This is a genomic window from Cupriavidus sp. Agwp_2 (assembly GCF_040784895.1).
GTDB lineage: Bacteria > Pseudomonadota > Gammaproteobacteria > Burkholderiales > Burkholderiaceae > Cupriavidus.
In genome coordinates this window covers 1977480-1990240 of sequence record NZ_CP088083.1, presented here as the reverse complement: position 1 = coordinate 1990240, position 12761 = coordinate 1977480, and the positions used below count along the sequence as shown (strand labels likewise).

Below are 12761 nucleotides of genomic sequence, written 5' to 3'. Positions count from 1 at the left end.
CATGGCGGCGCCCGTTGAACAGCGGTTACTGGATCTGCGCGCCGGAGTCCTTCACTACCTTGCTCCAGCGGTTGATCTCGGCATCGATATGCGTGCGCAGCGCGGCGGGCGTGGAGCCGACCGGCTCATAGCCATTGGTTGCCAGCGTGGCCTTCAGGTCGGGCTGGCGCAGCACCGTGGCGATCTCGGTGCTGAGGCGGTCGACCACCGGCTGCGGCGTGCCGGCCGGTGCCAGCACGGCGTACCAGCCAGTGATGCTGATGCCTGGCACGCCGGCTTCGGCCAGCGTCGGCACGTCAGGCGCGACCGCGGCGCGCTGGCTGCCGGTCACCGCCAACGCGCGCAGCTTGCCGCTCTTCACGTGCGGCAGCGTTGTCGAGATGCTGTCGAAGGTCAGCTGGACCTCGCCCGACAGCATCGCCGTCACCACTTGCGCGCTGCCCTTGTACGGGACATGCGTCATCTTGATGCCGGCCACGGAATCGAAGAGCTCCCCGGCCAGATGCCCGGTATTGCCGTTGCCGGCCGAGGCGAAGGTCAGTTTGCCGGGATTGGCCTTTGCCTCCGCGATCAGTTCCTGCACGTTGTTTGCGCGCAGCGACGAGCTGCCGGCCAGGATCATCGGCAGGTTGGCCACCAGCGACACCGGCGCGAAGTCCTTGCGGGTGTCATACGGCAGCTTGGGATACAGGCTCGCATTGATGGCATGTGCGGCCAGCACCATGATCAGCGTGTACCCGTCCGGCTTGGCGCGCGCCAGCGCCTGCGTGGCGATGGTGCCCCCGGCGCCGGGCCGGTAGTCGAGCACCACCGGCTGGCCCAGCTTCTCCTGCAGCTTGGCGGCCACCGGGCGCGCCAGCAGGTCGGCGCTGCCGCCGGGCGGGTAGGGAATCAGCAGCTGGATCGGCCGCGCGGGCCAGGTCTCGGCGCCGGCGGCAAGCGGTACGGCCAGCGACGCGGCGGCCAGCATGCCGGCCAGTCCGCGGGTGAGCCATGCACGACGGCCCCGGACGGGGCGCAGGGTGGATGCCATCGATGTGTCTCCTTGTTATGCGGCCGCGGGCGCGGCCGGTCGTCCCATGTAGCGGGCTGGGACGTGGATGTCACAAACGGTAAAGCGGGATGCGCGGCAGGGGAATTCTTAAATCGATAAGTCTGGCTTTTTGTGGGCAAAGCCCAGGGCGGTCTCGTGGTGATCCACACGCCGCGCGGCTGCCTGGCGGGCCCCGTCCGAAATGGCGCTCAGTTGGCGGGATGCGGCGGACTGAAGAAATACGGGATCAGCGACAGCGCGACCAGTACCGCCGCGGATACGAAGATCGCCGCATACGTCGACGCCACCGGCCACTGCCGCACATGCCCCGCATTGGCAATCAGCCCGAAGGCCCATGACGTCAGCGCCGAGCCGAGGAACACGAAGGTATTCAGCAGTCCCAGCCCCCGGCCGCGCTGCGATGGCGGGATCAGCCCGCGCCCCTGCGCCATCACCAGCGGATGCAGCATGCCGATGGTCGACAGCAGCGCCATCATCGCCACGGCGTAGCCGATGCCGGTGGCCGGCCACAGCGCCAGCAGGATCGCTCCCGACATGGCAAAGCACGACCACGCGGCGATGGTGGTCTTGAGCGTGCTGCGGCGGACCAGCACCGGCAGCAGGAAGGCGGTCAGGAAGCCGGCCAGGCTCAGCAGCGTCAGCGCCACGCCGCGCGTCGCTGAACCCAGGCCGAACACCTCTGCCAGGTAGGGGCCGCTCCAGGCATTGCGGAAGGCGGTGCCGGCGGCCATCGCCACGCACAGCGGAATCAGCGTCCACAGCGGCGCCAGCTTCAGCAGCTGCACGCTTTCCGACAGCATCGCCGGCCACGAGGCGCTGCGAGCCTCGGCATGGCCATGGTCGCGCACGAAGCGCCACACGCCGTAGCAGGCCGCCACCATGCCCAGCGCCGATACCGCCATCGATGGCCGCCAGCCGATCAGCGAGATGGCCCAGCCAAGCGGCGCGGTCGCGCACAGCGAGCCGATCATGCCGGTGGCGTTGGAGCGGCTGACCACGCGGGTGTAATCGCGTTCGGAGAGTTGCTCCGAGGCGAAATGCAGCAGGCCCATGAACACCGGTGCGCATGCCAGCCCCAGCCCCACCTGCGCCAGCGTGGCCGCGGTGCCGTTGGGCGCCAGCACGAACACGATCGACGACAGCGCGCCAACGGCGAGCAGCAGCGCGGTGGGGCGTCCGACGCCGTAGCGATCGAAGGCGATGCCCACCGGGATCTGCGCCACGGCGAAGGCCAGGAAGAACGATGAAGAGAGTGCGCCGTACCCTGCCGGCGACAGCCCGAAGTCATGCTGCAGTTCCGGCGCCATCACTGCCAGGCAGGAGCGGAAGAACTGGCTGAGCGCGAAGGCGAAGGTCAGGATGGCGATGCCGCGCACGGCATGCGTCGTCGCGGCCCGGGCGGGCAGGGCGTTGGAACCGGGTGGGGATCCGGGAAGGGGGGAGTTGCTGGCGGTCACGGCGTCAGTAGCGCAATATCTGCAGCGAGTGTAGAGCCTGCGCGTGTTGCCTGATCAACGGTTGGCCGGTGTTCGCCCAGATTGCGCGGCCGCTCCCTGTGCAGATTGTGTGCCCCCTCTCCCGCTTGCGGGAGAGGGGGGCAAACCGTCGGCGGATTCAGCGCATCAGCCCGGCAATGCGTCGTACGTCAGCAAGAACACCTGCTCTTCGCCCGCGCTGACCGGCAGCCAGACGATTTCCAGGTCGGGGAAGGCAGCCTCCACGTTGGCATGCTCGTTGCCGATCTCGACCACCAGCACGCCACCCGGATTCAGCCGCGCCTTGGCGCCGGCGATGATCCGACGCACTACGTCCATGCCGTCGTCCCCGCCGGCCAGCGCGATGCGCGGCTCGGCCTGGTATTCGGCCGGCAGCGCCTGCATCGAGGTTTCGTTGACGTACGGCGGGTTGGTCAGGATCACATCGTAGGTCGCACCATGCGGCAGCGGCGCGTACAGGTCGCCTTCGTACAGATGGATGCGGTCGTCCATCTTGTAGTCGGCAACGTTGCGGCGCGCCACGGCCAGCGCGTCGGGCGAGATGTCGACGGTATCGATCTTCGCCTTCGGCCACACATGCGCGGCCAGGATCGGCAGGCAGCCGGAGCCGGTGCACAGTTCCAGCACCGGGCCGATCTGGTCGGTTTCGCCAATCCACGGCTCCAGTCCTTCCTGCAGCAGTTCGCCGATAAAGCTGCGCGGCACGATCACGCGCGAGTCGACGTAGAAGCGCAGGCCATGCATATAGGCCTCGTGCGTGATGTAAGCGGCCGGCACGCGCTCGTTGACGCGGCGGTCGATGACCTTCAGCACGGCGTCGATTTCCTCGGGCAGCAGGCGCGCATCGAGGAACGGGTCGAGCGTGTCGAGCGGCAGGTTCAGCGTGTGCAGCACCAGGTAGGCTGCCTCGTCATAGGCGTTGGCGCTGCCGTGGCCGAAGGACAGGCGCGCGGCGGTAAAGCGCGAGACTGCGAGACGCAGCAGGTCGCGCACGGTGCGCAGGGGAGAGGGCGTTGCCATGTAGGTATCTTTCGGCGAAAAAAATCAGGCGATCAGGCGTTCCAGCACGCCGCGGTAAACGTTCTTCAGCGGGTCGATGAAGCGCACCTCGACGTGCTCGTCGATCTTGTGGATGCTGGCGTTGGGCGGGCCGAACTCGATCACCTGCGGGCAGATCTTGGCGATAAAGCGGCCGTCGGAGGTACCGCCGGTGGTCGAGAGCTCGGTGTCGAAGCCGGTTTCGGCGTGGATCGCCGCGGACAGCGCCTCGGACAGATCGCCGCGCGGCGTCAGGAAGGGCTCGCCACCGAGGGTCCAGTCCAGCGTGTATTCGAGGCTGTGGCGGTCCAGGATCGCATGCACGCGCGCCTTCAGGCCTTCGGGCGTGCTGGCGGTCGAGAAGCGGAAATTGAAGTCGATGGTGACGTGGCCCGGGATCACGTTGGTGGCGCCGGTGCCGCCGTGGATGTTCGACATCTGCCAGCTGGTCGGCGGGAAATACTCGTTGCCTTCGTCCCAGAGCTCGGCGGCCAGTTCGGCCATTGCCGGGGCGGCTTCGTGGATCGGGTTGCGGCCCAGGTGCGGATACGCGATATGGCACTGGATGCCCTTGACCGTCAGCTTGCCCGACAGCGAGCCACGGCGGCCGTTCTTGACCATGTCGCCGAGCGCGTTGACCGAGGTCGGCTCGCCGATCACGCAGTAGTCCAGGCGCTCGCCGCGCGCGGTCAGCGCTTCGACGACCTTGATGGTGCCGTCATGCGCCGGGCCTTCTTCGTCGCTGGTGATCAGGAAACCGATCGATCCGGCATGCGCGGGATGCGCCTTGACGAATTCCTCCACCGCCACCACGAAGCCGGCGATCGAGGTCTTCATGTCGGCCGCGCCGCGGCCGTACAGCTTGCCGTCGCGGTGGGTCGGCTCGAACGGATCCGAGTGCCACTGCTCCAGCGGGCCGGTCGGCACCACGTCGGTATGGCCGGCGAACACCAGCAGCTTGCCGTCCTTGCCCTGCGTGCCGCGCCTGACCGCCCACAGGTTGGTCACGCGGAAATCGTCCGGACCGCTGACGATGGCTTCGCAGTCGAAGCCGAGCGCCTTCAGGCGGGTTTCCAGGATGGCCTGGCAGCCTTCGTCGGCGGGCGTGACGGAGCGGCGGCGGATCAGGTCTTCGGTGAGGGCGAGGGTGGCGGTCATGTGACGGCGGCGCTAAATCAGGAAAATCAGCCGGGATATCGGCAGGGATATCGGCGGGGATATCGGCAGGGAAATCAGAACTGGCTGGCGTACTGGTCGGCGGAAAAGCCCACCATCACCTTGCCATCGTGGGCCAGCACCGGGCGCTTGATCAGCGACGGGCTCTGCTGCATCAGGGCGATCGCGCCGGCTTCTTCCTCGGCGCGGGCCTTGTCGGCATCCGACAGTGCCCGATACGTGGTGCCCTTGCGGTTGAGCAGCGTGGCCAGCGGCACGTGCCTGAGCCAGCCGCGCAGCATGGCTTCATCCACGCCTTGCTTCTTGAAGTCGTGGAAGGTGTAGGCCACGCCGTTGGCGTCCAGCCAGGTGCGGGCTTTCTTGACGGTATCGCAGTTGGGAATGCCGTAGAGCAGGACGGTCATGGCTTGTTCTTTGTGAAATTCGGGCTCAGCGGAACAGCAGGTTCAGCGCGATTACCAGGCTGCCGAGGCCCAGCGCCACGCCGCCCATGGCGACCGCGGTCATCAGGCGCAGGCGGCGGTCCAGCCGCGCGGCTTCCTTGCGCAGCGCTTCGATGGTGATGGCGTGTTGCTCGGCCAGCAGCTTGACCGCTTCGGCCTGCTGCACGGCGGCTGCTTCCAACTCGGCAATGCGGGCGGCGGGATCGCGCGCTTCGGCCACGGCGCCTTCCGGCGCGTCGTCCTTGCGCTTGCCTTTCTTGATCTTCTCGATGGTCTTGTTTGCCTGCTCGAGAATGGTGGGCAACAGGGAGAGCACGGTACTGACGGTGGCGGGATCCAGGGCCATGAGTCGCTTGCGGAGGGAAGGCATGTTCAGCCTGGCCAGGCGGGGTAACAGCGGAAATGCAATCCCGGGGCCGGCCCCGGGACGGTGTGGCGCAGCCGGGCTGCGCCAGGCGCGGGCTTAGTCGCCGCGCAGCAGGTCGTTCAGGCTGGTCTTGGCGCGGGTCTGCGCGTCGACCTTCTTCACGATCACGGCGCAGTACAGGCTGTACTTGCCATCCTTGGACGGCAGGTTGCCAGCGACCACGACCGAACCGGCCGGCACGCGGCCATAGTGGATCTCGCCGGTTTCGCGGTCGTAGATCTTGGTCGACTGGCCCAGGTACACGCCCATCGAGATCACCGAGTTTTCTTCCACGATCACGCCTTCCACGACTTCCGAACGGGCGCCGATGAAGCAGTTGTCTTCGATGATGACCGGGTTGGCCTGCAGCGGTTCCAGCACGCCGCCGATGCCCACGCCACCCGACAGGTGGACGTTCTTGCCGATCTGCGCGCACGAACCGACGGTGGCCCAGGTGTCGACCATGGTGCCTTCATCGACATAGGCGCCGATGTTGACGTACGACGGCATCAGCACGGCGTTCCTGGCGATGAACGAACCGCGGCGGGCCACGGCGGGCGGCACCACGCGGAAGCCGGCCTTGGCGAAGTCGTCGCCGCTCCAGTTGGCGAACTTGGTCGGCACCTTGTCGTAGAACTGGGCGAAGCCGCCGGCGCTCATCGGTGCGTTGTCTTCCAGGCGGAACGACAGCAGCACGGCCTTCTTGACCCACTGGTTGACGATCCAGTCCTTGCCCTGCTTCTCGGCCACGCGCAGCGTGCCGGCATCCAGCTGGCCGATGACGTTGGCCACGGCTTCGCGGATGTCGTTGGGGGCGGACTTGGGCGACAGGCTGGTGCGGTCTTCCCAGGCCTGGTCGATCAGGGCTTGCAGTGCTTGCGTCATGTTCGTTTTCTCAGGGTTGAATATTGATGCTTGGGTCTGGCCAATGCGGTGGGCGAGGCAGCTGCCTCAGCCCAGCGATTTGCAGAATTCGACGATGCGGCGCGCGCCTTCCAGGCATTCCTCCGGCGTGGCGACCAGTGCCATGCGCACCCGGTTGGCGCCCGGGTTGATGCCGTCGGCTTCGCGCGCCAGGTAGCTGCCGGGCAGCACGGTCACGTTCTGCTCGGCCAGCAGCCGCGTGGCGAATTCGGTATCGCTCAGGCCGGTGCGCGAGACATCGGCCCACAGGTAGAAACCGGCATCGGGCAGCGCCACGTCCAGCACCTCGGCCAGCATCGGCGTCACTTCGCTGAACTTGCGCACGTAGGCGGCGCGGTTCTCGCGCACGTGGTCCTCATCGTTCCAGGCGGCGATGCTGGCAGTCTGCACCGCCGGGTTCATCGCGCCGCCATGATAGGTACGGTATAGCAGGAATTTCTTCAGCAGCGCGGCGTCGCCGGCGACAAAGCCGGAACGCAGCCCCGGCACGTTGGAGCGCTTGGACAGGCTGGAGAACATCACCAGCCGTTCGAAGGGGTTGGCCCCATTCGCGCGGCCGAGCTTGTGCGCGGCTTCCAGCGCACCCAGCGGAGCGCGGCCTTCGTCGAAATAGATTTCCGAATAGCACTCGTCCGACGCAATCACGAAGCCGTAGCGGTCCGACAGCGCGAACAGCTGCTTCCAGTCGTCCAGCGACAGCACCGCGCCGGTCGGATTGCCAGGCGTGCAGACGAACAGCAGTTGCACGTTCTGCCACACGTCTTCGCCAATGCGGTCGAACGCCGGGGCAAAGTTGCGCGCCGGGTCGCTGTTGGCGAACACCGGCGTGGCGCCGGCCAGCAGCGCGCCGCCTTCGTAGATCTGGTAGAACGGGTTCGGGCACATCACCAGCGCGCCGGGCCTGGTGCCGTCAACCACGGTCTGGGCAAAGGCGAACAGCGCCTCGCGCGAGCCGGTCACCGGCAGCACTTCGGTCGCGGCATTGACCTTGGGCAGGCCGTAGCGGCGTTCCAGCCAGCCCGCGATGCACTGTCGTAGTGCATCGGAACCGGCCGTTGTGGGATAATTCGCCAGTCCCGAAAGCGACCCGGCCAGCGCTTGCTTGATGAACTCGGGCGTCGGGTGCTTGGGTTCGCCGATGCCGAAGCTGATCGCCGGTTTGTCGGCAGGCGTTACCTGCGAAAAGAGCACCCGCAGTTTCTCGAACGGGTAGGGCTGGAGCAGGTCGAGGCGCGGATTCACGGTTAGCAGTCGGGGCCGGTTAAAACGACGCATTATAGAGGAACGGCGCGGGTTACCGTGCACCGGGGCCGCCCGCGCGGCCGGCCGGGGCACGGATGGCGGGCATCACATCGCAGTGATGCCGCCGGCGCCGTCCGGACTTGCCTGCTCGCTCGTCTTTGAGTCGCCGCAACAAGCCCGGCTCGCCTCAAACAGATTCCTTCATGAACACGAAACTCGTTACGGCGCAGGCTGCGCCGGCCGACCGCCATGCGGTCAAGGCATCACTTTCCATCCTGCTGGGGGCCTCGGTCTGGGGCATCGCCTGGTTTCCGTACCGCGTGCTGGCCGGCTGGGGGCTGGGCGGCATGCACGCCGCCGCGTTGGTCAGCGCGGTCGCCGCGGTGCTGTCGATGCTGGCGTTCCGCCGCCAGCTGGCCGGGCTGCGCCCGCACTGGCTCTTTGTCGCAATCGGGCTGGCGGCGGGGGTGACCAATGCAGGCTTTGTCTGGGGCAGCGTCAACGGCCATGTCATGCGCGTGCTGCTGCTGTTCTACCTGACGCCGGTCTGGACCGCGCTGTTCGCGCGGCTGTTCCTGGGTGAGCGGCTGTCGGCGGCCGGGCTGGGGCTGGTGGCGCTGGCCCTGTTCGGCGCGGGGCTGATGCTGTGGACGCCGGAGGTCGGCGTGCCACTGCCGGGCAACGCCGCGGAATGGTCGGGGCTGGTCGGCGGCATGGGCTTTGCCGTCAACAACGTGCTGTCGCGCCGGGCCGGCCAGCGCTTTCCCGACATGGATGCGCGCGTGCGTACCGTGGTGGTGTTTCTCGGTTGCACCGTGGTCGGCGTGCCGGCGGCACTGCTGCTGGATGGCACCTCGGTGGTGGTCGCGGCGGGCGCGCAGGTCAGCGTCGCCATGCTGGTGCTGGGCCTGGCCGCGGTGCTGGTGGTCAGCAATTCGGTGGTGCAGTACGGCCTGCAGCGGCTGCCGGCCAACCGGGTGTCACTGCTGATGCTGTTCGAGATCGTGATCGCGGCGGTATCGGCGTGGTGGCTGGCGACCGAGGTGCTGAGCTGGAAGGAGGCGGCCGGCGGGCTGTGCATTGTCGCGGCCGGGGCCTTGTCGGGGCTGGTGCACCGGAGCCGGCCGGCGCGTGCTTCGGCAGTGGCTGACGCCGAACTGGCAGCTTGAGCCGTCGCCGTTGGGGCGTGCGTGTCACTTTCGCACGCGTGCTTTCAGGTAGGCGGCGGTCAGCAGCGGCACGTCGAACGGCGGCAGGAACTGCTCGCGCACCGTGGCATCCGGCCCGACCAGGATCAGCGAGCCTGGATAGGCTGCGTTCGGGGCGGGCGGCACGCCTGGTCTGGCGCCGAGATCGTCAATCATTCGTGCCAGCGTCTCCGGGCTGCCGGTGGCACCCATGAAGCGGGCGTCGTACGGGGCAAGGTAGCGCCGCAGTGCCTCCGGTGTATCGCGCCGCGGGTCCAGCGAGACGAACAGCACCTGCGTGGTGGCAAGCTTCTGCGTCGTGCTGATGCGCTGGTACAACCCCGTCAGGGCCGTCAGCGCAGCGCCGCACGGCGCTCCGCAATGGGTGTCGCCCAACAGCACGAGGGTCCAGCGGCCTTGCAGTTGCGCGTGGGTAAAGGAGCGGCCGTTCTGATCGGTAAGGCGGAAATCACCCACCGGCCAGCCGCGCGACGACAGGTCGGTGTGCTGGGTCTCATTGTGCGTGGCCGGCGCAAGGTCCGGCAGCGAGGCCGCGAAGAGGCAGGCGGCCAGGCTGGCCAGCCATCGGTTCATGGTGACACTCCGTGACCGGATCGTAGTGCGGCAGGCTGGCCCGGAGCCGTGGCGCCTGCGTGCTCGGCGGTGCCTGCATTGGCTTCGGCAGTTGCGCTGGCGCGCCACGAGCGCATCGCCACGAGCACGCTGGAACCCGCCATCAGCACCGCCGCGAGCACCGGTTGCAGCAGCCCGGCGGCGGCCAGCGCCAGCGCGATCGCGTTGTAGCCGAAGGCCCAGGCCAGGTTGGCCCGGACCGTGCGGCGCACCTGGTGCGCCTGCTGCAACAGCCACGGCAAGCTGGCCAGGCCGGAGCGCGGCAGCACGACGTCCGCACTTTCGCGCGCCAGGTCGGAGGCATTGCCCACGGCGATGCCGACCGAGGCAGCCGCCAGCACCGGACCGTCGTTGAGGCCATCGCCGACCATGGCGACCGGCCCTGTGCCGGCGGCCCAGTCGCGCAGGGCAAGCACCTTGTCCTGCGGCAGCAGCCTGGCTTGCCACGCAGCGATATGCAGCGTGCCGGCCATGGCCGCCACCGCGTGCGGATTGTCGCCGCTCAGCAGCAGCGTGCGCAGGCCCTGGCGCTGCATCTCGGCGATCACGTCGCCAACATGCGGCATCGGCAGCGTACGCAGCGCGATCAGCCCGCGCGCCTGTCCCTCCCAACCGACCAGTACCAGCGTGCATCCCAGTGGCGCCGTAGCCAGCAGGCCCGGGGGCACGTGCCATCCGAGCGTGCCGAGAAAGGCGGGCGACCCCAGCGCGCACTCCATCCCGTCGAATCGACCGCACAGGCCCTCGCCGGCATTGGCCTCGACTTCGTTTGAGGTTGCGGGCGGCGACGCCGCGGCGCGGGCCATGGCGGCAATTGCGCGCGCTGCCGGATGGTCCGAAGCCTGCGCCAGCGCAGCCGCCACGCGCAGGACTTCGGCATGGCTGGCGCCTTCGGTCTGCATGCCGACCGGGTGCAGCGTGTCCGCCGTCAGCGTGCCGGTCTTGTCGAAGGCAATGCCCTTGAGCCGCGCCAGCCTTTCCAGCACGTCGCCGCCGCGCACGAGAATGCCGCGTTGTGCCGCCAGCCCGATTGCCAACGCATGCGTAAGCGGTGCAGCCAGGCCCAGCGAGCACGGGCACGCCACCACCAGCACGGCCAGTCCGGCCAGCATCGCGGCATCCGCCGCCTGCGCCGGCGCGCCTGCGCGGCTCCCCCAGAACCATGCGCTGGCCGCGGCCAGCGCCAGCACGCCGGGAATGAACACGGCAATGATCCGGTCGACGGTGTCGCCCGCCAGCGATTTGCGCGCCAGCGCTGCACGCACCTGCCGGCCGATCTGCTGCCACCGGGTCTGCGAGCCGGCCGCCGTGGCGCGGACCAGCAGCGGGCGGCTGCCGTTGATGCTGCCGGCGTGCACCAATGCGCCCGGCGGCTTGAACTGCGGCTCGTCCTGCCCGGTCAGGACGGCTTCGTCGCACTCCGAGCGGCCATCGACGACAATGCCGTCGACTGGCACGCGTTCGCCGGGAAGTATCCGCACCATTTCGCCCGGCCGGATGTCGACGACGGCGCGCCAGCCTTCGGTGCCGCCCTCGACCACGCGCGCCTCGGCGCGTTCAGCCGCCAGCATCGGCGCGAGGCGGCGCGCGGTGCGTACGCGCACCTGCGCCTCAAGCAGGCGGCCCAGCGTAAACAGCAGCAGCACCATGGCGGCGGTATCGAAATAGACCAGGCTCGAGCCGAGCAATACCTGCCAGCCTGAGTAGCAGTAGGCGGCGAGCACGCCGATGCAGACCAGGGTATCGGTCGACAGCCGGCCCTGCTGCATGGCCTGCCACGCGCCTTCGGCAAATGGCCGCCCCAGCAGCAATGCCAGTGGCGTCGCCAGCGCCCACAGCAGCCAGTGAACCGGGCCCCGCAGCCACGCTTCGTCGCCGGTAAACGCATCGGCGTAGAGCAGCCAGCTGAACAGCATGACGTTCATCGCGAGAAACCCGCCGACGCCGAGCCGTATCAGCGCGGCAGCGGCCTGCGGTTCCTCGTGCTCGCCATGGTGCACCTGATACGCCAGGCAGCAGCCATAGCAGCAGAACCAGTGCGCTTCGCCGTCCAGTTCGCGCTGCTGGCCCAGCCGTCCGACCGGCAACTGGCAGTGACTGCAGGCGTGTGTGGTTTCGATGGGCATGGATGGCCTGGTTAATGCGGCCTCGCTAATGCAGGTGAGCGCTCATCGGCACCACCCCGCGCGCGAGTGTGATCAGGCCGAGGAGGACGATAAACGCGCCGGCGGCACGCACGCCCTGCATGCGCCAGCCCAGGCGCGCCGCCGGCGCAGGCAGGAAGCTGGCCACGACCGGCTGCGCCGGGATGCCGGCAGGCCGACGCCGCGCGCGCCACCAGAGCCCGAATCCGCCCATTGCCAGCATGGTCGGCAGGGTGCCGAGCCCGAACGCGAGCATGATCTGCAGCCCGCCCAGCGCGGTGCCGCTGGCTGCCGCCTGGGCGGCGAAGGCATAGACCAGCGGGCAGGGGAGGAAGCCGTTCAGTACGCCAAATGCCAGCGGCGCGGCAGGTCCGGGCTGGCGCAGCAAGGTGCGCAGCGATTGCGCCAGCCATTGCGCGCCCACGCCGCCCAGCGCATGGCCGCCTCGGCCAATGAACCCGGCCAGGTTCAGCCCGATCATCAGCATGAGCAGCCCGGAGAAAATGGCCAGTCCGCGCTGCACCATGCTGGCCGTGGTGCTTTCACCAGCGTGGCCGACCAGCAGCATGCCGAGATAGCCGGCCAGCGTGCCAAGGAAGGCATAGCTGGCGATGCGGCCCAGGTTGTAGCCCAGGTGCCGCAGCATGGTAGCAAGGCGTCCGCCGGGCGCGGGGCCCAGGCCACAGGCAAAGCCACCGCACATCCCCACGCAGTGCATGCTGCCGGCCACGCCTGCCAGAAAGACCAGCCACAGGTCGCTCATGGCCTCTCCCGCTACTTGCGTATCGCCAGGTAGGCCACCCAGGCAAAGAAGCCAACCGTCATGATGACGAAGATCCAGAAGGCGATCGCTTCGGCAAGGGTCATGACCGGCTCCGCTATAACAGTTGCAGGCCGAGCACGTTCAGCGCGAGTTCGCCGAACAGGAAGGCCAGGTTCAGCAGGGCCAGCGCCAGCAGCAGTCTCGGTATCATGGTCGGCTCCGATGGTGTGGCGGACGGTCGGCGGGCGGTCGGCG

General features: G+C 68.3%; 12 protein-coding genes. 1 reads left to right on the top strand and 11 read right to left on the bottom strand.

Translation table 11 applies throughout. From position 1 onward, the window contains the following. Positions 1 to 25: 25 nt before the first annotated feature. The 8 genes from LPA45_RS09180 to dapC form a co-directional block, all read right to left on the bottom strand. Complete coding sequence (locus LPA45_RS09180; protein WP_116320620.1) at positions 26 to 1033, bottom strand: tripartite tricarboxylate transporter substrate binding protein; 1008 nt, start codon at positions 1031 to 1033, stop codon at positions 26 to 28. Positions 1034 to 1242: 209 nt separating this feature from the next. After that, a complete protein-coding gene (locus tag LPA45_RS09175) occupies positions 1243 to 2511 on the bottom strand; it encodes an MFS transporter (RefSeq protein ID WP_116320621.1) in 1269 nt (422 codons plus the stop codon). 165 nt (positions 2512 to 2676) lie between these two features. Further along, positions 2677 to 3570, bottom strand: a complete 894-nt coding sequence (gene prmB, locus LPA45_RS09170; RefSeq protein WP_116320622.1) for a 50S ribosomal protein L3 N(5)-glutamine methyltransferase — start codon at positions 3568 to 3570, stop codon at positions 2677 to 2679. A gap of 24 nt (positions 3571 to 3594) precedes the next feature. After that, positions 3595 to 4746, bottom strand: a complete 1152-nt coding sequence (gene dapE, locus LPA45_RS09165; protein ID WP_116320623.1) for a succinyl-diaminopimelate desuccinylase — start codon at positions 4744 to 4746, stop codon at positions 3595 to 3597. Between the two features lie 74 nt (positions 4747 to 4820). Beyond that, positions 4821 to 5168 (bottom strand): arsenate reductase, encoded by a 348-nt coding sequence (locus tag LPA45_RS09160; RefSeq protein WP_116320624.1) that lies wholly within the window; start codon positions 5166 to 5168, stop codon positions 4821 to 4823. A 25-nt stretch (positions 5169 to 5193) separates the two neighbouring features. Further along, positions 5194 to 5553, bottom strand: coding sequence for a hypothetical protein (locus tag LPA45_RS09155; protein WP_233528185.1), 360 nt, complete (start codon positions 5551 to 5553; stop codon positions 5194 to 5196). 117 nt (positions 5554 to 5670) lie between these two features. After that, positions 5671 to 6498, bottom strand: a complete 828-nt coding sequence (gene dapD / locus LPA45_RS09150) for a 2,3,4,5-tetrahydropyridine-2,6-dicarboxylate N-succinyltransferase (RefSeq protein ID WP_018005704.1) — start codon at positions 6496 to 6498, stop codon at positions 5671 to 5673. Positions 6499 to 6564: 66 nt separating this feature from the next. Then, on the bottom strand, positions 6565 to 7779 hold the full coding sequence (gene dapC / locus LPA45_RS09145; RefSeq protein WP_116320626.1) for a succinyldiaminopimelate transaminase: 1215 nt from the start codon (positions 7777 to 7779) through the stop codon (positions 6565 to 6567). 203 nt (positions 7780 to 7982) lie between these two features. Between dapC and LPA45_RS09140 the strand changes: the two genes are divergently transcribed. Further along, the gene (locus LPA45_RS09140; protein WP_116320627.1) at positions 7983 to 8948 is read left to right on the top strand and encodes a DMT family transporter; all 966 of its coding nucleotides are present in this window, start codon (positions 7983 to 7985) and stop codon (positions 8946 to 8948) included. Between the two features lie 24 nt (positions 8949 to 8972). On the opposite strand, the gene LPA45_RS09135 is transcribed toward LPA45_RS09140, so the two are convergent. Genes LPA45_RS09135 through LPA45_RS09125 form a run of 3 tightly spaced genes read right to left on the bottom strand, consistent with a single transcriptional unit; the run spans position 8973 to position 12506 of the window. Then, positions 8973 to 9560 (bottom strand): SCO family protein, encoded by a 588-nt coding sequence (locus LPA45_RS09135; protein ID WP_116320628.1) that lies wholly within the window; start codon positions 9558 to 9560, stop codon positions 8973 to 8975. Next, the gene (locus tag LPA45_RS09130; RefSeq protein ID WP_116320629.1) at positions 9557 to 11725 is read right to left on the bottom strand and encodes a heavy metal translocating P-type ATPase; all 2169 of its coding nucleotides are present in this window, start codon (positions 11723 to 11725) and stop codon (positions 9557 to 9559) included. The genes LPA45_RS09135 and LPA45_RS09130 overlap by 4 nt, the downstream gene beginning before the upstream one ends. Positions 11726 to 11750: 25 nt before the next feature. Then, positions 11751 to 12506 carry a sulfite exporter TauE/SafE family protein gene (locus LPA45_RS09125; protein ID WP_116320630.1) on the bottom strand — a complete coding sequence of 252 codons (756 nt, stop codon included), beginning with the start codon at positions 12504 to 12506 and terminating at the stop codon, positions 11751 to 11753. Positions 12507 to 12761 lie beyond the last annotated feature (255 nt).